This window comes from Kaistella carnis, assembly GCF_003860585.1.
Lineage (GTDB): Bacteria > Bacteroidota > Bacteroidia > Flavobacteriales > Weeksellaceae > Kaistella > Kaistella carnis.
In genome coordinates this window covers 238,757-260,283 of sequence record NZ_CP034159.1, presented here as the reverse complement: position 1 = coordinate 260,283, position 21,527 = coordinate 238,757, and the positions used below count along the sequence as shown (strand labels likewise).

Genomic DNA, 21,527 nt, shown 5'->3' with positions numbered 1-21,527 from the left:
ATTTTACGGTTTGATCACTTTTTTAGTAACTGTTTCTTTTGCAGTAATCACTCGAACCACATAAGTTCCAGCCGGAGCATTAGAAAGATCTACTTTATCTTGAGACTCTAAAGACTTCAAAGATTTCTTCACTAACTTTCCTGAAAGATCAAATACCTCATAAGACAACACTTTATCTTTCGACGTAATTGTAAATATTCCTTTCATTGTAGATGGAGAAATATTGATGGTATTCGACATCATATTTTCACCGGTACCTAAATTTGTACATTGGAAAGTAGAGATCCAACCTGTTCCATTTTCCAGCTGATCAGCTACAAATTTCACGGTGATTGCTCCTGTTGGATGCGTAGACTCAAAAGGTCCGGGAATAGTGGTCCCACTTAAATTACTGCCATTTGAAAATTTTGGTGAAGCTGTAGACGGACCGTCGTAAACATTCATGAAGTCATAACCCTCTTCTGTATCAAACTCAGTAAACGTAAGTTTCAATTTATCTTGAGAATTGTTTGGGTAGAAAGTTTTAATGATCGTCTGCTCATTAAAATAATTTGCATTATCGCCACCCGGATCCGTAAATTTAACACCACTACACCAGTTTGCATCTGTTAACAAAAGTTGTTGGAAAGAAAATGCCTGAGGACCGGAGCAAGATGTTCCCACAGCGATGGTATAATAGGTTCCTTCCTGCAAACCGCTAAGATTTATAACTTTTGTATCACTTGTTCCGGATTGAACTACGGTACCATCCATCTTAGAAACACGATATTTCCAGCTGCTTGAGGTATTATCTGCGATCGTAGCTGTTACAGAATTAGCAGTGATATTTGAAAGCGTTAATCCAAGGATTGTTGCTGGACATGCAGCGATACAGTCAGTCCCTAAACACGCTTTCGTATTGATTCTACTTCTAATAAGGGCTCCCGGCTGAGGACCGAAACCTTTTGTAAAATTAATTCCTACAGAAGAAACCAAATGGCAATAACTCATAATTGTTCCACCGTCTGAAGGTAATGGTCCGCTTGCGCAAGTTCCGTTTCCTGGGTTTCCAGAGGCTGGTCCACATCCATCGATTCTCGTATTGTTACCATTCCATACACAGTCATGGGTGTGTGGAGATCCTAAGTTATGGCCGATTTCGTGCGTCATCGCCTCAATGTTCCAGGAATAGGTCGGAACATCTGCGTATGCAAAATTAACCCCTGAATAGGAATAGTTATAAGCACCACATAAAGCATCTACATAGGCGATACTTGTTGTTGCCGGATTTCTGATCAGCTGTGCAACATCTCCGTTAAATGAAGTTCTTGTTGTTCTGAACTGATTTAAAATATTGGAAGGTGATCCGGTATAAGGATCCGTTGTAGTCCAAACAAAAATTTCACTTAAAGCGACGGTAATTCCATCATTTGCATAAAGAGTAGAAATATTGTTATGCATTGAAGTCACCCAGTTCGTAGTCGTAGTCACATTTGAACCATTTTGAGTGTAAGGTCCAAATCCTGCTTCGTAATAAATTCTAACACAATTGTCCGTTTTCTTGTCGGTCATTGTACTTGGATCGTAAGAGATCGCAAGTTTTTGATTTTCCGGAAGCTCATCGGCCTCACAGCTGAATGGATTTGCGCCTTTTAATTTAGCATCATTATAAGAAACAAAATCCTGAGAATTTTTGGCTTTACCTATAACGATATTACCCAAATCTTTAATCGAAGTTACGCCGATAACGTCATTTTTAAAAAAACTGATGGCCACTAAAGATTCGTTATCACCTTTTACAATTCCTTGGTAATAAACTCCTGGATTATAAATGGCAGTTCCCTTATCCGTATTAACTTTAAAATCATGGGTGAAGAAATTATTCTTCACTAACTCTACTTCAATACTTTTACCTTCAAACGGAAAACTCATGCTTAACGTTTCTGGTTGTTCGGTGGTAATTCTACTGATCTCAGCAGTGTTTAATTTCATCACCGTGATTCCCTCCGCCGCTGCTTTATACAAACTTTGTTTTTGAGGGCTCTGATCTACTGTAAATAGATCGTACTTCGCAAATGTCTTGTTTGCAGTTTTAGAATCATTCACTTTCTGAGCAATAGGCTTTAAATTCTGCGAAAAGCCGAAAGAGAATAATAACAAACTGAAACACAATTGGAAAACTTTTTTCATAATGTTTACTGTTTATTTTATTAGACTACAAAAAAACCAAAAAAAAACGACAATATTGGTAAGATTGATAATTTTAACATTAAAAATTGAAGTGTATTCTCCAATTAGATTTTCATATAATTCCGTTATATTTGCATCTAAAATTTTCAGATGCTTTATACCATCATAAAAGCCATTCATATTATATTTATGGTCAGTTATTTTGCCGGAATTTTTTACTTGGTAAGACTATTTGTGTACTATAAAGACACTGATAACTTTGAAGAAAATAAAAAGCAGATTTTACGGGAGCAGTACGTTTTTATGGCCAGAAGATTATGGAACATCATTACCGTTCCGGCTGGCGTCATTATGCTGACCACGGGTTTGATCATGATTTCCCTTAATTTTGGCTTAATGAAAACGCCTTGGTTTCATTTAAAATTAACTTTCCTTGTGGGTCTTGCAGCCTACCACTTCTGGTGCTGGAAAAAAGTTTTGCAAATTAAAAATCTGCAGGGAAATATTCTTCCAATTGAAAATATCAAACTTCGCCAAGCCAATGAAATAGCAACTTTCATTTTATTTCTGGTTGTGTTTACAGTCATTTTAAAATCGCTGGTTATTTCGTTTTGGTGGCAATTAATCGTAGGATTTGTCGTTTTGGTTTTTGCTATTATGATGACCGTAAAACTCGTAAACAAGAAGAAAAAATAATTAATGGTAATTCATATTGCTAACTACTGTCTTGAAGCCTTGTCATTGTCTAAACATAAATGTATTTTATGATTGCAATATTTAAAAAAGAATTGTGGACTTATTTCGGTAACTGGAGTGCCTGGTTTATTATTGGTGCATTCAGTTTAATTGCAAGCCTTTTCTTATTTTTCTTTGAAAATGATTCGAATATATTTGATATTGGATCCGCAAGTTTACAGAGTTACTTTACGCTCGTGCCTTGGTTATTGATGTTTATTATGCCGGCAGTTTCTATGAAAACGCTGGCCGAAGAACAACAATCAGGAACACTAAGCTGGTTGTTTTCCCAACCTATTAAAATTTCAGAAATCATCATCGGAAAATTTTTAGCCGTTTGGGTAGTTGGAATTTTGTGTTTACTGCCTTCGCTGATTTACCTTTACACGGTTTACGTCTTGGGTATTCCGGAAGGGAATATTGATTTGGGAGCCACTTTCGGGAGTTATTTTGGACTTTTGTTTGTAACCGCAGCATTTTCCGCTGTAGGAATCTTGGCGTCTTCCCTTTCTCAAAACCAAATTATGGCGTATTTACTTGGAGTATTTATGTCTTTCTTTTTATATTTTGGGATTGAGCAACTTGCAAGCTATAAATTGCTGGGCGGTCTAGATTACGCGCTTTCAACGCTGGGATTTTATCAACATTTTCTGGCATTTTCCCGAGGATTAATTGATACCCGCGACCTGTTTTATTTTCTGTTGGTGATCGGAATTTGTTTATTTCTGGCCAAAGTTTTTGTTGAAAAGAAAAAGTAACCGAATTTTTATCGTTTTAAAAAATGAACAAAAAAACCACTATATATCTTGTCCTTCTCGTTGTTTTATTAGCGGGCGTTTTTGGTCTGTTTTCGATGCGTTTTGATTTGACTCAGGAAAAAAGATATACCCTTTCTGATTCAACCATCAAAGTCTTGCAATCTGTGAAAAAACCTTTACACGTCGACGTTTATTTGGATGGTGATTTCCCTGCCAGTTTCCGGCAGCTTCAAAATGAAACCAAATTTTTACTGCAGGAATTCCGAAAAGTAAATCTTAAAATAGATTACCGTTTTATCGATCCAATCAAGACCAAAATGTCCAAAGATACTTTGGCTGCGATGGGCATTGAACCCTCCATTTTACCGGATATGAAAGACGGGAAAATATCGGAGATCGTTATGTTTCCTTATGCTTCTGTAAAATATAATTCAATCGGAACTTCCGTGCCTTTGATCATTAATCAGACAGGAATTGATGCTTCACAGCAATTAACGAGATCAATCGAAAATCTGGAATATAATTTCGTTTCGAATATTAAAAGAATCACGCAGGACCAGAAAAAAAATATTGGGATTCTTATCAATCAGGATGAGCTTCGACCTGATGAGTTTAGTGGTTTCATGGAAATGGCATTGCAGAATTACAACGCCGGTCCCATTATTCCTAAAAATCAAGCGGAACTGACTTACGAAGATGTGCCCCAGCTTCAACATATGGACGCTTTGGTAATCGCAAAACCAAGAAAACCATTCACCGAAAATGAAAAGTTGATCCTGGACCAATACATTATGAAAGGCGGGAAAACCCTTTGGATGATTGATGCGGTAAATGCAGAAATGGACACGCTGTATCGTTCTAAAAAAATAATGGCTTATCCCATAGAAACAGGATTAACCGATTTCTTTTTTAATTATGGAATTCGATTAAATGCTGGTTTAGTAAAGGATATGAAGAAGTCTGCACTCATCCGAATCGTATCTGGAGAAGTTGCCGGAAATCCTCAATACAGCAGTTTTCTGTGGCCGTATTTTCCTTTGGGAGTTGCAGAAGATAAAAATCCTATCACCAAAAATATTAATCCAGTTAAATTTGAATTTCCGACTTCAATTGATACTTTAGGAAGAAAAAATATTAAGACCAAAGTTTTATTTAAATCCAGCGAAAGGACGAATATTAAGCAAGTTCCGAATTACGTTGCTCTGGCGGAAATCGTGAGTACGGATTCACTGGGAATTTTTGACCAACCTACGACTCCAAAGATCTTTGCGGTAAGTCTGGAAGGAAAATTCAATTCTGCCTATGCAACCCGAAGCGAACGTAAGATCTATCCAAATTTCAAAGCCCAAAGCCCTGAGAACAAAATGGTGATTATCGCTGACGGTGATGTAGGCCGCAATCAGATTTATAAGGGAAACCCTCTCCCACTCGGCGAAGACCTTTTGACCAAACAAGCGTATGGAAATGAACAATTCTTAAGAAATGCACTCGATTTTCTGTTAGATGATTCTAATTTAATGGAGCTCCGAAACCGTAATATCGAAGCCAGACTGTTGGACCGACAAAGAATTGATGAAGAGAAAAACGAGTGGCAATGGTTTATTTTATTGCTTCCGCTCGCAATTATCGGAGCATTGGGCGGTATTTTCTACTGGTGGAGAAAAAGGAAATTTGCTAAATAAAAAACCTTCAGAAATATAAAATCTGAAGGTTTTAAAGCAGTTAAATATCTTTTATAAAATCCTCGTATTCAAAATAAACCCGTTCGAAGGCCTCCATTTTTTCTACAAAAAACTCGAAAATTTCTTGCCAAGTATTTTTGTTATAAATAGAAACATTTTCTTTCGTAATCCAAAATCGGGAAATCACTTTTCCGTTTTCTAAAGTATAGAATTCATCTTTATGAATCTCGCCTAATTCTTCTTCCAAGATGGATTCCAGCGACCACATCTTCTCGAAATAAGCATTACGAAAGAGTTCATCATTAATTTCTATATCTAAAGAAACCTCGGCTTTTTTAGCATCTGCATTAAATTTAAAGGAGAAATCTTTAATTTTTGTATTGTATAAAATCCATTTTCGCGGAAAGCTTTTTCCAAAGGCGATCCAGAACTCTTTTCTTAATTTTTGTGCTTCTTCTTTGCTAAACATTCTGTTAAATTTACGAAATGCGAACTTACTCAAAATATCATATTTTATCGAGTTCAAACCTCATATTTTTTTTGAGTGCCAACGTTTTTCTATTTTAAGAAAATGTGATCAGTTCAAATTTACCGATAACCAATTCGTACATTCGTCGCAGCATCATACTTAATGGGCACACAGATTTCACGGATCTACAAATTACAAATGAGCAAAATTAATTATTCTGTAAAAAACGTGGAATCTGTGTTTCAAGAAACCTCTTAAATTTATTTCGATTAGCGTTAAATTATTGTACTTTCTTCTCTTCTAAAATCTTTTACCTAATTTTGCTTTATGCTATCAAAAAAATCACAATACGCTTTCAGAGCCCTTTCTTACCTCGTCGGTAAAAAAAATGAGGGACCTGTTTTGATTTCAGATATTGCGAGTGAGAAAAAAATTCCCGTCAAATTTCTAGAAAATATTTTGCTTGAATTAAAAAAAGCCGAAATTCTCGACAGCAAAAAAGGAAAAGGTGGCGGCTATTTTTTAAACACCGATCCGGCAAAGGTTTCACTGGCTAGAATAATTCGTTTGGTGAATGGTCCTATCGCCATGATTCCGTGTGTGAGTCTTAATTTTCATGAACAATGTCTAAATTGCAATCAGGAACATTGTGGTTTACATGATGTCCTGATCGAAGTTCGCGATGCCTCTTTAGCGATTTTAGAAAAGAAGACTTTGCTCGATATAGTAGATTAATTCGATCCCTTTTTATTTATTTTAATAGTCCACCAATTTGGTAGGATAATAAATTTATTGCAAATTTGCTGACATTAAATAAAGAAATAATGTTCTCAACAGAAGAAATTCAGCAAATAGAAACCCTTTCCCTAGAGCAAAGTCTGTTTAAATTGTGCGAGATGATTCCAGACGGAATTGTGTTTTCAACTTCTTTAGGACAAGAAGATCAAATCATTACCGATGTTATTTTTAAAAATAAATTACCCATAAAAGTATTTACATTGGATACGGGAAGATTATTTTACGAACATTATGACCTTCTTTCCAACAACAATTCAAGATACAAAATCAAAACAGAAGTCTATTTTCCGCAAGCAGATGATGTTGAAAAATTTGTCAATGAAAAAGGAATTAACGGCTTTTTCCATTCTATAGAAAACAGAAAAGAATGTTGCTACATCCGAAAAGTAAAACCACTCAATCGTGCTTTGCAAGGAGCAAAAGTTTGGATTACCGGTTTAAGAAGTGAACAATCTGAAAACCGACATTCTTTAAAAATGCTGGAATGGGACGAAAGCAGACAACTCTACAAATTTAATCCACTTCTCCACTGGACTTATGATGAAATTTTAAAATACATTGAGGAACATCAAATTATGGATTTGCCTCTTCATAAAAAAGGGTTCATCAGCGTTGGTTGCAAACCGTGTACAAGAGCAATTGAACCCGGTGAAGATCCGCGTGCCGGAAGATGGTGGTGGGAAGAATCTCAGAAAGAATGCGGTCTTCATTCAGAAAAATAAAAATTCTAAAACTCAATTATGTCAAAATATCATTTAAATGATCTGGAGCAATTAGAAGCGGAAAGCATTTATATCATGCGGGAAGTTGCGGCTCAGTTTGAAAAACCTGCACTATTATTCAGCGGTGGAAAAGATTCGATTACATTGGTTCATTTGGCGATGAAAGCCTTTGCGCCTATGAAAATCCCTTTTCCTTTAGTTCATATCGACACCGGTCATAATTTCCCGGAAGCCTTGGCGTACCGAGATTTTTTAGCCAAAGAAATCGGTGCAGAATTAATTGTCAGGAAAGTGGAAGATACGATTCACAAACAAAAACTGACTGAACCTAAAGGAAAGTTCGCTTCCAGAAACTGGTTGCAAACGCATACTTTATTAGAAACGATTGAAGAATTCCAATTCGATGCCTGTATTGGTGGAGCGCGACGTGACGAAGAAAAAGCCAGAGCCAAAGAACGTTTTTTTTCCGTTCGGGATGATTTCGGACAATGGGATCCAAAACTTCAAAGACCGGAATTATGGAAAATCTACAACGGACGAATTCACAAAGGTGAAAATGTTCGGGTCTTCCCTATTTCAAACTGGACGGAACTCGATGTCTGGAATTACATTAAAAAAGAGAAAATTCAATTGCCCTCTATTTATTTTTCACACGAAAGAGAAGTTTTGGAATATGAAGGTCAGTTAATTGCAGTTTCAGATTTTATTCAAATTGATGAAGGTGATGTTATTTCCACAAAAACTGTTCGATATAGAACTGTGGGAGATATGACTTGTACGGCAGCGGTAGAAAGCAATGCCGCGACTTTAGATGAAGTGGTTCAGGAAATTACCGCCTCAAGAATTTCGGAAAGAGGCGAAACCAGAATCGATGATAAAGTGACCGAAGCCGCAATGGAGGATCGTAAGAAAGGCGGATACTTCTAATTATAAACAAATCGTTTTTGGAACCCTAATTCTGCAGCCCGACTTGAGCGGAAATCCTTTTTTTGTAGGGCAAAAACGCTGGAAAAAAAGATTGGGAGCGGAAGGCGGAGATGCTGCCCAAATAAAAACCTTTTAAAGAAAGAAAATAAAGAAATGGATATATTACGATTAATGACGGCTGGAAGCGTTGATGATGGTAAAAGCACCTTAATTGGTCGCCTTTTATACGATAGCAAAAGTATTCTGGTCGATCAACTGGAAGTCTTGGAAAAGCAGTCTAAAAATAAAAACTCAGACGGAATTGATTTGGCGATTCTTACCGATGGATTGCGTGCAGAAAGAGAACAGGGAATTACGATTGACGTCGCCTACCGATATTTTTCAACACCGAATCGGAAATTTATTATTGCGGATGCTCCCGGTCACGTTCAATACACGAGAAACATGATTACCGGCGCGTCGAATTCTGATTTGATGATTATCCTGATCGATGCCCGACAAGGTGTGATTGAGCAAACCAGAAGACACAGTATTATCGCTTCCCTTTTAAAAATTAAACACATCGTCATTGCGGTGAATAAAATGGATTTGGTTAATTATTCAGAAGAAGTTTTTGAAAATATTAAAACCGATTATCTGGAAATTGCTAAAAAATTGAACCTCAGCAATATTCAGTTTTTCCCAATCTCTGCTTTAGATGGCGATAATATCGTCGATCGATCTACGAAAATGCCTTGGTTTAAAGAAAATTCTTTATTAGAATATTTGGAGCAAGTTGAAATCAATAAAGAAATTAATCTGGAAGACACGCGCTTTCAAGTTCAGTTTGTCATTCGTCCGCAAACCGAAGAACTGCATGATTATCGAGGTTATGCCGGCGAAATCGTAAGTGGAATTTACAAGAAAGGTGATCGTATAAAAGTGCTTCCGCAGAATATAGAAACCACGATTATTAAAGTTGAAACCGGCGGAAAAGAAGTCGATGAAGTTTTCGCACCTCAACCTGCTGTTATTCATATTGAAGATGATATCGATATTTCACGTGGTGATTATTTTGTTCATGCAGACCAAATTCCGACCGTGGCTAATGAATTTGAAGCGTTAGTTTGTTGGATGGATCATAAAGAATTAGTGATCGGGAATAAATATTTTCTGCAGCACAGAAGTAAGTTGATTAAAACGATTATCAAAGAAATTGATTATAAATTAGATGTCAATTCCTTAGAAAAAACGCCAACTGATTCTGTCAAATTGAATGAAGTCGTAAAAGTTACTTTAAAAACCGCGAGTCCTTTAGTACATGATTCTTTTGAAAAAAACAAAGGAACAGGAAGTGCGATTTTGGTCGACGAAACAAGCAATTCAACTGTTGGCGCGGTAATGATTCTATAATTCATGAGCGAAGTTCAACCTAATAATATGCATCCGTTATTCCTTAATTTGGAAAGGATTCCCGTATTATTGGTTGGACATGATGAATTGATTCTCCAAGCATTAAAACAAATCGTTCGAAATTCTATCCATTGTAAAATCAAAATTTTTGATGAAAATAGTTCAGAAGATTTAATTGAATTTTCTTCGGACAAATCCAACATTACTCTTTTCCATCGAAAAATGGAAGAAGATGATTTACAAGATTTTGCCTTGCTAATAATTTCAACTGAAGATCATGAATACGAAGAACATCTTCTTCAAATTTCTCAAAATAAAAATGTTCTGATCAATGTCATCGGGAAACCACAAATCAGTGATTTCTCTTTGGTTTCAGTCATTAAAAAAGAAAATATAAAACTGGGAATTTCATCTAATGATTATTCGCCAGAAGTTCAGGAAAGAATCAACCGAATTATCGAACACAGCATTCCATCGGACTTGGAGGAGTTTATTGGTAAATTAAAATTCGCCTATAAAAACCCTTTGATGAATCGAGAAGATGAACTGAAATCGCTCGACACGATTACGGCTGATTATCTTGATCAGAAACAAAAACATCCTCTCGCCAATTCTGAATTTGAGAATTTAGAAAAAATAACGAAAGCCGTTCGCCGTCGTTCTAATATCTATCTTGGTATTATCGGCGTCATGGTTTTAATTGGCGTTTTGTCTTATATTCTTTTTGAATTTCAATTATTCCCGGATATCAATGCATTTCTAAATGCCGACAATCATATTTTTTATAAAATGCTGGCGGTTGGTTTCGTCGCAGAACTGGTTGTCGGAAGTACGGGAATGGGTTACGGAATTATTTGCACCACGATTCTATTAATGTTGAATATTGCACCACCAATTATTAGCGCAAGTATTCACTCGGCAGAAACATTTACGTCTGCAGCGGGAAGCATCAGCCATTTCCGCTTAAAGAATGTGAATATGAAACTGGTGAAAGCCTTGGCGATTCCGGCAATTATTGGTGCGATTATCGGCGCATTATCTCTTACTTATTTTGGTCAACATTATGCGCATATTGTAAAACCAATTATTTCCTGTTACACTTTATATCTTGGAATTAATATTTTGCGGAACGCTTTCAAAAATAATAGAAAGAAAAAACGCACTCAGAAATCTAGTCGAAACATCAAAGTTTTAGGATTATTCGGCGGGTTTATCGATTCCTTTACCGGCGGCGGTTGGGGACCGATGGTTACGGGAAGTTTATTAAAGGACGGACGAACGCCAAGATACGTGATTGGAAGTTCTACCCTTTCTAAATTTATTCTGACCATTACCAGCGCAATTACTTTTGTAATAACAATCGGTATTCAGCATTGGAATATAGTTCTCGGTCTTTTAATTGGTGGAATTGTTACCGCACCTTTTGCAGCAATGCTTACGAGCAGAATTCCGATTAAGAAAATGTTTGTGGTTATTGGGATTCTTATAATTAGTTTGAGTGTTATTTCGATTGTAAAATCGTTGACTTAGTTTTTTTTAATCACAAAAGTCACAAAAGTTTTTAATGGCCGAAGTTTAAAATAATGCTGCTGAAAGTTCACAAAACGTCTATTGAAAAGTTATTTAAACAAAAAGTCACAAAAGTTTTTAATGGCTGAAGTTTAAAATAACGCTGATGAAAAGTTCACAAAATATTTCTTGAAAATTTTTGACCGCAGAAAATCCAAAAGGTTTATTTATCAGGACATTCAAAAGGTTGTAAAAGGTGCTAGGAATAACGCTCTTAATTATTTACATTCTTTTGTACTATTTTTTTCAATTACCTTTTACTTCTTTTACGGTTAAAATATAAAAACCTTCCATTACAGAAGGTTTTTAAATATATTTCGGAACAAGTTTTTAAATAACTCCTAAATCTTTTCCTACCTTTTCGAAAGCAGCAATCGCTTTGTCTAACTGTTCTCTGGTATGAGCCGCAGAAAGTTGAACTCTGATTCTGGCTTTTCCTTTTGGCACAACCGGATAAAAGAAGCCGATGACATAAATTCCTTCATCCATTAATTTTTCCGCCATTTTTTGGGCTAAAGGTGCGTCGTATAACATTACCGGAACAATTGCTGCATCACCGTCAGGAATATCAAAACCTTTGGCTTTCATTTCTTTTCTGAAGTATTCCGCATTTTCCATTACTTTATCCCTCAAAGTCGTATCCTCGGAAATCATATCCAACACTTTAATCGCTGCCCCAACAATTCCCGGAGCCAATGAATTCGAGAATAAATAAGGTCTGGAACGCTGTCTCAACATATCGATGATTTCTTTTTTACCGGAAGTAAATCCGCCAAGCGCGCCGCCTAATGCTTTTCCTAAGGTTGAAGTGATGATATCTACTCTACCCATTACATCGTTTGCTTCATGAGTTCCACGACCGGTTTTCCCGATAAATCCTGTAGCGTGAGAATCATCAACCATGACCAAACAATCATATTTTTCTGCTAAATCGCAAAGTCCTTTCAGATCAGCAACGATTCCGTCCATGGAGAAAACTCCGTCGGTAACGATGATTTTAAAACGGTGATTAATTTTGGAAGCCTCAATTAACTGCTCTTCCAAATCTGCCATATTATTATTTTTGTAACGGTATCTGGTTGCTTTACACAAACGCACGCCATCAATGATTGAAGCGTGATTTAATTCATCAGAGATAATGGCATCCTGATCAGTAAACAAAGGTTCGAAAACGCCACCATTTGCATCAAAACAAGCAGCATATAAAATGGTATCTTCCAAACCTAAAAACTTAGAAATCTTGGCTTCTAATTCCTTGTGAATATCCTGAGTTCCACAAATAAAACGGACAGACGATAATCCGTACCCACGACTTTCGATCATATCCTGGGAAGCTTTCATCACTTCGGGATTATTAGATAATCCTAAATAGTTATTCGCACAGAAATTCAAAAGAGTTTTTCCATTGGCTTCAATCACGGCAGATTGCTGTGAAGTAATGATGCGTTCGGTTTTAAACAAACCATCATTTTTTATATTTTGAAGTTCGTTCTGAAGATTTTCCAGATAATTTTTAGAAATCATATTTATAATTTTTGAAATGCTAATTTAAGAAAAAAAGCCCTCTTTCGGAAGGCTTTTCAATTCTATTAAAAATTCAGTTCCTAATTCATTAAAAAATTATTCTTTGATGAATTTTAAATTTCGGTCTTCTATCTTCAAAATATAAACGCCTTTCGGAAGGTCATTCAATTGAAGAGATTGCTTGGAAGCAAGAACACCTGATTTCACCAATCGTCCTTCAATGCTGATGATTTGATATGGTTGATCTTTTGTCGTTCCTGAAACATACAACTCATTCTTCACCGGATTCGGATAGATCCTAAGTTCGTTTTTCGTTATATCATCCACTCCTAAAATTCCGGTATCATTTATAACGGTTGAATTTCGAGTCACAATTTGCTTTTCATAATTAAACTGAACTGATGCGACATTGAAATTTAATGCATTTGAAAAGTTTTGATTATTGGTTGTATTATCCAAAACCAAAAACGCTGTTTCTCCACCGGTTCCTGTAACTTTAATTGGCAAAGGCAGTTCGAAAAAGTTCACGGAAGAATGACTTTGGGTTTGTTCTACATTAAATCGGATGACTTTATCTGCCGTTTGATTCCACTTAATTTTATAGGTTGGATATCCCTGACCGTAAATCCAGTCGTTGAAGAATTCTGTCAAATCTTTTCCGGTGGACTGAAGAATTGAATTTTTCAAATCATTGGTTACCACATAATTATAGGCTAAATTAGGTCTATTGTGATAATCTTTAATCGCTTGATAAAATGCTTCCTCTCCTAGAATCCATTTCATCATTCTCAAAACATAACCTCCTTTGGAATAACTTAGTCTACTATCAAAAATAGCGTTGATATTCCCCAAATTGCTATCGGAAACATACACACTTCCACCGGATGAACTGGTAATATAATTCATTTCTGAAGAAAGGTAGTTCATAAACTCACTATTACTCATGATCAGTTTTTCATTTGCCAAATGCTCACCGAAAGTCGCAAAACCTTCACTCAGCCAAATGTCATTCCAAGCTCCACACGTTACTTTATCTCCAAACCATTGGTGGGCTAATTCATGTGCAATTATTCCTTTACCAAAACCACCCATAGAAGACATTGTTGCATGTTCCATTCCGCCACCCCAGCCGAACTGCATGTGACCGTATTTTTCATTCCTGTAAGGGTATGCACCAAAATACTGCTCATAAACATTGATAATATCTTTGGTCCAGTTGATCGTAGCCATCGTAGATGAATTGTTGGCGGTGGAAGGATACACATAATTTACAAAGGGAAAAGGTGGTGTTCCCATGGTGTCGTTAAACTTCGTGTAATTTGTAATCCCCAAAGCAATTAAATAGGCAGGGATTGGATAATTTGTTTGCCAGAAAGTCAATTTCTTATTGTTAGGCAGAGCAGTCTCTGATAAAAGTTTACCGTTTGAGGCAACATTATATTGCGCGGGTGATGTGATTTTAATATCTACTTTCTCAATCTTATCATTCATGCTTTGTTTGGTAGGAAACCACTCTTGTGCACCATAAGGCTCAGAAAGGGTATAAAGGACAGGCGTTCCTCCCTGTGTAGAAATGGTAAATGCGTCGCCCGCACTTCCGGAAGAATCAGGAACTCCAGCATATTTTATCGACAAAGAATCCAAGGTTGCAGCTGCAATCGGCGTAATGAAATCAATTTTAAGTTCTTTTGTTGACAGTTGAGTGAACGATAAATTTGTTCCGTGATATTTCACTTCAGAAACCGTAAGCAAATGAGACAGGTCGAAATATATACTCGACATGGTGGCATTCGGGATAAAGTGATTAGTGACTGTACCACTTACATAATATTGTGCTGGATCCAGACTAAGCTCTAAACGCTGATATTTAAGGTCGTAATTTAATGTGTTTGGATTCACATTGTAATTAAGCATTTTGGAATACTGACTGCTTTCGCTTTTCATCATACTTTTTCTTTGAGCCTCTTCATTTTGTGCAAAAGTGTGCATGAAAAAGAGCAAGAAAGGAAGTACATAAAGTTTTTTCATTGGATAATTATTTACTGATAAAGATAAAAAAAACCTTTCAATATGTATTGAAAGGTTGGGTATTTTTATTTGAATACGTTACAGACTTAATGCCGGTTCCAGGATTTGTTCCATTCTGCTTTTAACCTGATCCACAGATCCTGCATAATTGTTAATCAACAAAGAGAAAACCAGGGTTTTCCCAGAATTGGTTTTCATATATCCTGCCAATGTTTTTACTTTATTTAAAGTTCCGGTTTTGGCAAAAATCTGGCCGTTTCCTACGTTGGAAAACGTTTTCTTCAATGTTCCGGTTTGTCCACCGATCGGTAGAGAATTGAAAAAGGTTCGGTAATATTTCTCGTTCATTAAGTGCGACAAAAATTTAACCTGTGAAATTGGCGTAACTACATTACTGCGCGACAAACCACTGCCATCATAATAATTTAGTCCTTGCGTTTCAAAAGCCACTTTTTGCAAATGATCCATCACAGCTTTACGACCACTTTCTAAAGTTTGATCTCCGAATTTCTGAAATCCTACCATTCTTAAAGTTGCTTCTGCTAACGCATTATCACTGTGCTGATTGGTGTAAAAAACAATTTCTGCCAGCGTAGGAGACTGATAGTTCGTAATTACTTCTCTTTTCTCCGGTTCAATATCGGTCATCTTTGTCACTACTTTTCCGGTAACAGGTATGGCGCTTTTTAACAGAGTTGCACGCAAGCTGTTGGCTAAATAGGCCGGAGCATCAGGCAGTTTTGTCGTAAGATATTTTCCTTCAAATTTATCTGCATAAACCATCTGTCCTATATAAGGAGAGATGTAGTAAAAATTTTTATTTGCTGAAAAAGGATTTCCTTTCTTCGCAATTAACTTTTCATTTTCAGGATTGATCTCGTACGTTGTCCCTACAGGCAAATAGTAATTTCCGTTTTCTAACCATACTACATTTTCCGGTAAAGTCTGGGTCTTATTTGCTTTAAAAACTGCCGTCTGTATGATTATATCACCGTTAACTTTATTAATTCCTTTCTTTGAAATTGCCGAAATAAAATCTGAAACAATTTCGCGATAAGTATAAGCACCGCCTTTATTTGTTCCTAAAGAAGGATCGCCACTTCCGACAATGTACAAATTACCATCCAACACGCCGTCTTCATTAATGCTTCCGGAATACTCCAGTTGCGTGATCCAGCGGAATTGCTCTCCCAAAAGATTCATGGCGGTTTCGGTAGTCAGTAATTTAGTTGTAGATGCCGGTACCAAAGAAGTATTCTCATTGTAAGAGCTGATCACTTTCATTGTCTTTGGATCGTAAACGACGAATCCCCAATTTGCATTTCGCAAAACAGGATCATTCATCATCGAATTCAGCTTGATGTCTACGAGCTCTTTCGCACTCAGTAATTTATCTGCCGAAACGACGTCTTTATTGGAATTTTGATTTTCGTAAGATTGAGGATAATTAGAACTTGCAAAGGTTCCCTGTCCGAAGGCCATTGCTGAAATGGTAAATGCGGAAGAAACCAAGATTTTTTTGATGTTAATCATTTAATTTTATTATTTGATTATCGTTTAGAAGTTTGTTAAAACACAAATTTGTTTTCCAAAACATCTTTGAAACGTTCAAAAATATAAAATATTGTTGACCCACAGACCTTTAACCCTGATAAATCCCTTTAAAATTAGTTAAACTTTGTTAAAAATCCACGAAAATCAGTTTTTTGATGCTGTGGTAAGCAGAAATCTCATTAAATTCATCTAAACTTTTGTTCAGTAACATTTTATATTCAGGGTACTTTTTGCCACGTGGAAATTTCAATAAAAGTTGATATTGATACATTAAATTAATTTTTCCAATAGGTGATTTTTCCGGACCCAAAATACATTCTTCCGGCAAATATTTACGTAAAATAGAACCGAAAAACTGAGATGCCCGATTCACTTTATCTTCCCGACGGTGCTTCAATTCAATCATGATCAATTTTACAAAAGGAGGATACAAAAACTTCTTTCGCTCATTTAATAGATGTTCATAGATGTTTGCAGTATCATGATCTTTAAGCATTTGAAAAATAGAGTGTTGCGGATTATAAGTCTGAATTAAAACTTTTCCTGTGCCTGAAATTCTACCCGCTCTTCCGGAAACCTGCGTGATCAACTGAAAAGCTCTTTCTTCCGCCCGAAAATCCTGAACATACAACAGAGAATCTGCTTTCGGAATGGCGACCAGTTCAATATTATCAAAATCCAAACCTTTAGAAATCATCTGAGTACCTACAATAATATCAGTTTCGCCCTCTTCAATTTTTTCATACAACTTTTCGTAGGCAAATTTTCTCCGCATAGAATCTACATCCATACGATCGACCTCTGCATCGGGGAAAATCTTAGAGACCTCTTCATGAATTTGTTCAACACCAACTCCCCGAACATTTAATTTCTCCGAATTACATTTGGGACAAGTTCTCGGTTTTGCTGCTTTCTGGCCACAGTAATGACATTTCATTTCATTCGAAAACTTGTGATATGTCATCACCACATCACAATTTGAGCAATAGTTTACATAACCGCAACTTTCACATTCTACGACATTTGCATAGCCACGGCGATTGTGAAGGATCATGATCTGTTTTTTACGGTCGATTTCCAATTTTATATCATCAATCAACTGCAGAGAAAAACTGCCCACCAATTTTTTAGAATCCTGCGCTTCTTTAAAATTGATCAGCTCAAACTCCGGAATTTTAACACTCCCAAAACGCTCTGCCAGATAAACATATCTAAGTTTTTCTTTCTTTGATGCATAATAAGATTCTACCGAAGGAGTCGCTGAACCTAAAATAACATTTGAATTATAAAAGTTCGCCAGAACCTGTGCCGCATCTTTTGCATTGAAAAACGGAGAAATTTCGCGCGGCTTGTAATTGGAATCATGTTCTTCATCAACCACTATTAAACCAAGGTTTTCAAAAGGCAAAAACAAAGCGTTTCGAGTTCCGATCAACACTTTAATTTCATTATTTTTAATCCTTCGCCAAACTTCTACTCTTTCAAAGTCTGTCAATTTCTGATGATAAAAACCCAGTTGTTTGCCGTAATTTTTTTCTAAACGCTGGACAATTTGTTTGGTTAATGCAATTTCCGGAAGCAGAAATAGAACGTTCTTTCCTTCTGCGACTGTTTCTTCAATTTTTTCCAGATACAAATGCGTCTTACCGGAAGAAGTTACGCCATGCAACAGTACATTCTTACCTTCATTAAAGGCTTCATCGATTTCGGTTTTGGCTTGTTGCTGCAGCGGACTTAACTTCTCCAGTTCTTCAGTTGTGCCTTCATAGCTCTGAAGTCGGTCTTTCTGCAGATAATATTCGTGAACCAAATCTTTTTCCACTAAAGACTTCAACTGCGCATGAGCGAAATTACCATCTTCCAAGAGCGTAGACTTTTTTAACAGTTTGTCTGGATTTTCGGTATGTTGTTCTAAAAGTGTCAGAAAAAGTTCCTGTTGTTTTGGTGACCTTTTTAGGGACAAAAGAATTTCCTGAAGTTGGGAGTTTTTTAAAACTTCTTCGTTGAGTTTTATATAGGCAACTTCTTTTGCTTTATATTTTTCCGAAATTTTTTCATCAACCTCAATATATTGTAAATCGATTAAAGATTTAATCGTTTTTACAATTTCTTTTTTAGGAATAAAAGCTTCAATTTCTGATAAATTTACAAGTTGGCGAACCTCCAAGGCTTGAATCAGATACATTTCATTCACATCTAAATTCTCAAAATCGACTTGAATATTGGGTTTTAATTTTAAATAGGTTTCACTTTCAAGTTTTAAAGAACCGGGAAAAGAAAAACGGTAAATCTCCCCCAGATTACTGAGATAATATTCGGAAAGCCATTTCCAAAAAAGCAGTTGCTCCGGCGGTAAAATCGGGAAATCATCTAAAATATTAATGATCTCTTTCGGTACAAAAGTTTCGGGTTCCTCACTATGAAGTTCGAAAACAATTCCGGTATATATTTTTTTTCCGCGGAAAGAAACCAGAACGCGCATTCCAACCTGGATGGATTCCAGGAGTTCAACAGGGACTTTATACGTAAAAGTTCCTTTTAAGTTTAAGGGAAGAATGACTTGGGCAAACGTTGATTTGATGATGCGATGGTTTTGTGATGTACGGATTCTGAAAAGTCAAGTTACAAATTTAGAAATAAATTTTCGCTGCAGCCAACTGCTTTTCTCCATTAAAAAACGGGCTAAAGCCCGTTCCTATTGATAAAGATTGTTTTATAAAATTGAAACAAAAAATAACTTTTAAATTATCTTCCTTTTCTTCTCTCCAATTCTTTTTGAATTAATCCTAATTCACGACCGGTTTGACCTGCAACGGAAGTATTTTCCTGAGCCCTTCTTGTTAAATAAGGAACCACATCTTTTACAGGACCATAAGGTAAATATTTACAGACATTATATTTTTCTGCGCCCAAAAAGTAGGTAATATTGTCACTCATTCCATATAACTGTCCGAAGTGAATTTGCGCATGATCGTGTGGCAAGCCCATTTCCTGCATTTTATTCATGACCAATTCCGTAGATTTTTCGTTGTGCGTTCCAAAAAAAGCAGACACTTTATCTAGGTTTTGCAAAACAAAATCGATGGCCGAATTGTAATTGTCATCAGACGCCTGTTTTGTTGGCTGAATTGGATCCGGATAATTCATTGCAGCCGCACGTGCTCTTTCTTTTTCCATGTAAGCACCACGAACAAATTTATACCCCAAGAAATAATTTTTCTGTTTTGCCCGCTCTAAATCTTTTGCAAGATATTCCAGGCGGCCTTTTCGGTACATTTGAACGGTATTCCAGATGATTGCTCTTTGTGTATTATATTTCTCCATCATGGAGTTCACTAAATCATCTGTGGAATCCTGCATCCAGGTTTCTTCTGCGTCGACCATTAAAATAACATTTCTGTCGTAAGCCATTTGACAAACTTCATTGAATCTGTTCACTACTCTCTCCCATTCTTGCTTTTGAGAATTGGTCAATTCTACCTTTCGTCCTATTTCTTCATAGATTTCAATTCTACCGAAACCTGTAGGTTTAAAAACCACAAAAGGAATTGCGGGATTACCTTCTGCAAATTTTATGTTTTGTTTAATTTCTTCACAGGTATCATCAAAAACTTTCTCTTCTGCCTTTCCTTCAATCGCATAATCGAAAATACTCCCGACGTGATGTTTAAACATTTGTTTCACCACTTTCATGCTTTCTTCACGCGTTTCGCCGCCACAAAACTGCTCAAATAAAGTGTTTTTTACGACATCTGTTACAAAAGGAAAATTGTTAGTCACCGTAAAATTAAGGGCAGAGATCCCAAATTTTGTCAGCAAGGGCTGTTCAATGGCTTTGAACATCCAATACGCTTTTTTCAGTTGAGAATCCGTTTTATCTGCGAAGGCAATTTGGGTATTATTAAAAATGCTCATGATAATTATTATAGTTGCGCAAATTTAATCATATTGAATGAATTGGTAAAACTAAATTATAGTTTAATTTTGCGACAAACTTCAGTGAAAATGATTTCAATTTTAGACGAGGATTTTTCTCAACTCAACGATTTTTTAGAGACTTTAAAACCCACGAAACTTCTTATTCTGGTTGATGAAAATACGCACGAACACTGTCTGCCAATTTTGCTGGGAAATTTAGAAACCGAAATCCCTTTTGAAATTATAGAAATTGCGGCCGGTGAAGAGATGAAAAATCTGGAAACCGCGGCGCAACTTTGGGAGATTCTCACCGAATTTGAAACCGACCGAAAAGCTTTAATGATCAATTTGGGTGGCGGAGTAATTACAGATATGGGTGGTTTTGTTGCCTCAACCTATAAAAGAGGAATTCCGTTTATCAATATTCCCACCACACTTTTAGGAATGTGCGACGCCTCTATTGGTGGAAAAACCGGCATCGACCATCGATATTTAAAGAACATCATTGGAACATTTGCGCATCCGGAACATATTTTTGTATTTCCGGAATTTCTTAAGACTTTGCCTTTGAACGAAATTCGGAGCGGTTTTGCTGAAATGTTGAAACATGGCTTAATTGCAGATCAAAATCACTGGAAGGATCTTATTTCTATCGAAACATTAGTTCCGGAAAATATTAAACCTTTTATCGAAACTTCGATGAAGATCAAAGAAAAAGTGGTTGAGGAGGATTTTAAAGAACAGCATATTCGGAAAACCCTGAATTTCGGTCATACCATAGGACATGCGATCGAAAGTCTGTTTTTACTGAAAGGGAAACCCATCATGCATGGTGAGGCAGTTGCTTTAGGAATGATTTGTGAAACGCACCTTTCTTTTTTAGAACATTTAATTTCAAAAGATACAGCGGAAAATATTGTCTTTAATATAAGAAAGTTCTTTCCTGATCTAGATATCAGTGACTTTTCAGCAGAAGAAATTTTAGATTTCATGAAGAATGATAAAAAAAATTCTTTCGGGAATGTGAGCTTTTCTCTACTTAAAAATATTGGTAATGCTACTTTTAATTCGTCTGTAAGCAACGAAAAAATAAATTATGCATTGCATTATTATCAAAATTTAGGGTAAAAAACGAATTCTCTGTCAATTTTAAAGTCCTGATTAATTTTAGGGCTTTTTTATTTTTACCATACTTAAAGAACTGTAATACACAGTTTTACAATAATAACTTATTAAACTACTGTTTAATTTTTTACATGACGAGGTGTTTTTGGCACAGCAT

16 protein-coding genes are annotated in these 21,527 nt (G+C 36.2%); 9 read left to right on the top strand and 7 right to left on the bottom strand.

The window, feature by feature from the left end:
* Positions 1-3: 3 nt before the first annotated feature.
* Positions 4-2,169, bottom strand: coding sequence for a M12 family metallo-peptidase (locus EIB73_RS01080; RefSeq protein ID WP_228411259.1), 2,166 nt, complete (start codon positions 2,167-2,169; stop codon positions 4-6).
* Positions 2,170-2,319: 150 nt separating this feature from the next.
* On the opposite strand from EIB73_RS01080, the gene EIB73_RS01075 reads away from it, so the two are divergent.
* From EIB73_RS01075 to gldG, 3 genes are all read left to right on the top strand, one after another.
* Positions 2,320-2,865 (top strand): CopD family protein, encoded by a 546-nt coding sequence (locus EIB73_RS01075; RefSeq protein ID WP_125021803.1) that lies wholly within the window; start codon positions 2,320-2,322, stop codon positions 2,863-2,865.
* A 68-nt stretch (positions 2,866-2,933) separates the two neighbouring features.
* Positions 2,934-3,662, top strand: coding sequence for an ABC transporter permease subunit (locus EIB73_RS01070; RefSeq protein WP_125021801.1), 729 nt, complete (start codon positions 2,934-2,936; stop codon positions 3,660-3,662).
* A gap of 23 nt (positions 3,663-3,685) precedes the next feature.
* Entirely contained in the window at positions 3,686-5,344 is a 1,659-nt protein-coding gene (gldG, locus tag EIB73_RS01065) for a gliding motility-associated ABC transporter substrate-binding protein GldG (RefSeq protein ID WP_125021799.1), read from the top strand.
* A gap of 40 nt (positions 5,345-5,384) precedes the next feature.
* Here gldG and EIB73_RS01060 read toward each other — a convergent pair whose 3' ends face one another.
* Complete coding sequence (locus EIB73_RS01060) at positions 5,385-5,813, bottom strand: DUF4268 domain-containing protein (protein ID WP_125021797.1); 429 nt, start codon at positions 5,811-5,813, stop codon at positions 5,385-5,387.
* Positions 5,814-6,140: 327 nt separating this feature from the next.
* Here EIB73_RS01060 and EIB73_RS01055 point away from each other — a divergent pair, with 327 nt between their 5' ends.
* From EIB73_RS01055 to EIB73_RS01035, 5 genes are all read left to right on the top strand, one after another.
* The gene (locus tag EIB73_RS01055; RefSeq protein ID WP_125021795.1) at positions 6,141-6,548 is read left to right on the top strand and encodes an RrF2 family transcriptional regulator; all 408 of its coding nucleotides are present in this window, start codon (positions 6,141-6,143) and stop codon (positions 6,546-6,548) included.
* 89 nt (positions 6,549-6,637) lie between these two features.
* Positions 6,638-7,333: a phosphoadenylyl-sulfate reductase gene (locus EIB73_RS01050; protein WP_125021793.1), complete on the top strand. Its 696-nt coding sequence runs from the start codon at positions 6,638-6,640 to the stop codon at positions 7,331-7,333.
* An 18-nt stretch (positions 7,334-7,351) separates the two neighbouring features.
* Positions 7,352-8,260: a sulfate adenylyltransferase subunit CysD gene (gene cysD / locus EIB73_RS01045; protein WP_125021791.1), complete on the top strand. Its 909-nt coding sequence runs from the start codon at positions 7,352-7,354 to the stop codon at positions 8,258-8,260.
* Between the two features lie 153 nt (positions 8,261-8,413).
* Complete coding sequence (locus EIB73_RS01040; protein WP_125021789.1) at positions 8,414-9,652, top strand: sulfate adenylyltransferase subunit 1; 1,239 nt, start codon at positions 8,414-8,416, stop codon at positions 9,650-9,652.
* Positions 9,653-9,655: 3 nt separating this feature from the next.
* A complete protein-coding gene (locus tag EIB73_RS01035) occupies positions 9,656-11,182 on the top strand; it encodes a TSUP family transporter (protein WP_228411258.1) in 1,527 nt (508 codons plus the stop codon).
* Positions 11,183-11,551: 369 nt separating this feature from the next.
* Here EIB73_RS01035 and kbl read toward each other — a convergent pair whose 3' ends face one another.
* The 5 genes from kbl to EIB73_RS01010 form a co-directional block, all read right to left on the bottom strand.
* Positions 11,552-12,745 carry a glycine C-acetyltransferase gene (kbl, locus tag EIB73_RS01030; protein WP_125021787.1) on the bottom strand — a complete coding sequence of 398 codons (1,194 nt, stop codon included), beginning with the start codon at positions 12,743-12,745 and terminating at the stop codon, positions 11,552-11,554.
* Positions 12,746-12,841: 96 nt separating this feature from the next.
* Positions 12,842-14,773 carry a M1 family aminopeptidase gene (locus EIB73_RS01025; RefSeq protein WP_125021785.1) on the bottom strand — a complete coding sequence of 644 codons (1,932 nt, stop codon included), beginning with the start codon at positions 14,771-14,773 and terminating at the stop codon, positions 12,842-12,844.
* Between the two features lie 78 nt (positions 14,774-14,851).
* Positions 14,852-16,306, bottom strand: coding sequence for a D-alanyl-D-alanine carboxypeptidase/D-alanyl-D-alanine endopeptidase (dacB, locus tag EIB73_RS01020; RefSeq protein ID WP_125021783.1), 1,455 nt, complete (start codon positions 16,304-16,306; stop codon positions 14,852-14,854).
* A gap of 148 nt (positions 16,307-16,454) precedes the next feature.
* Complete coding sequence (gene priA, locus EIB73_RS01015) at positions 16,455-18,908, bottom strand: replication restart helicase PriA (RefSeq protein ID WP_228411330.1); 2,454 nt, start codon at positions 18,906-18,908, stop codon at positions 16,455-16,457.
* 164 nt (positions 18,909-19,072) lie between these two features.
* Entirely contained in the window at positions 19,073-20,242 is a 1,170-nt protein-coding gene (locus EIB73_RS01010) for a proline dehydrogenase family protein (RefSeq protein WP_125021779.1), read from the bottom strand.
* 90 nt (positions 20,243-20,332) lie between these two features.
* Between EIB73_RS01010 and aroB the strand changes: the two genes are divergently transcribed.
* The gene (aroB, locus tag EIB73_RS01005; RefSeq protein WP_125021777.1) at positions 20,333-21,373 is read left to right on the top strand and encodes a 3-dehydroquinate synthase; all 1,041 of its coding nucleotides are present in this window, start codon (positions 20,333-20,335) and stop codon (positions 21,371-21,373) included.
* Positions 21,374-21,527 lie beyond the last annotated feature (154 nt).

Bases quoted from the DNA above. Each gene is read 5' to 3' on its own strand.
- EIB73_RS01080 (WP_228411259.1), bottom strand. From the start codon at position 2,169: ATGAAAAAAGTTTTCCAATTGTGTTTCAGTTTGTTATTATTCTCTTTC.
- EIB73_RS01075 (WP_125021803.1), top strand. From the start codon at position 2,320: ATGCTTTATACCATCATAAAAGCCATTCATATTATATTTATGGTCAGT.
- EIB73_RS01070 (WP_125021801.1), top strand. From the start codon at position 2,934: ATGATTGCAATATTTAAAAAAGAATTGTGGACTTATTTCGGTAACTGG.
- gldG (WP_125021799.1), top strand. From the start codon at position 3,686: ATGAACAAAAAAACCACTATATATCTTGTCCTTCTCGTTGTTTTATTA.
- EIB73_RS01060 (WP_125021797.1), bottom strand. From the start codon at position 5,813: ATGTTTAGCAAAGAAGAAGCACAAAAATTAAGAAAAGAGTTCTGGATC.
- EIB73_RS01055 (WP_125021795.1), top strand. From the start codon at position 6,141: ATGCTATCAAAAAAATCACAATACGCTTTCAGAGCCCTTTCTTACCTC.
- EIB73_RS01050 (WP_125021793.1), top strand. From the start codon at position 6,638: ATGTTCTCAACAGAAGAAATTCAGCAAATAGAAACCCTTTCCCTAGAG.
- cysD (WP_125021791.1), top strand. From the start codon at position 7,352: ATGTCAAAATATCATTTAAATGATCTGGAGCAATTAGAAGCGGAAAGC.
- EIB73_RS01040 (WP_125021789.1), top strand. From the start codon at position 8,414: ATGGATATATTACGATTAATGACGGCTGGAAGCGTTGATGATGGTAAA.
- EIB73_RS01035 (WP_228411258.1), top strand. From the start codon at position 9,656: ATGAGCGAAGTTCAACCTAATAATATGCATCCGTTATTCCTTAATTTG.
- kbl (WP_125021787.1), bottom strand. From the start codon at position 12,745: ATGATTTCTAAAAATTATCTGGAAAATCTTCAGAACGAACTTCAAAAT.
- EIB73_RS01025 (WP_125021785.1), bottom strand. From the start codon at position 14,773: ATGAAAAAACTTTATGTACTTCCTTTCTTGCTCTTTTTCATGCACACT.
- dacB (WP_125021783.1), bottom strand. From the start codon at position 16,306: ATGATTAACATCAAAAAAATCTTGGTTTCTTCCGCATTTACCATTTCA.
- EIB73_RS01010 (WP_125021779.1), bottom strand. From the start codon at position 20,242: ATGAGCATTTTTAATAATACCCAAATTGCCTTCGCAGATAAAACGGAT.
- aroB (WP_125021777.1), top strand. From the start codon at position 20,333: ATGATTTCAATTTTAGACGAGGATTTTTCTCAACTCAACGATTTTTTA.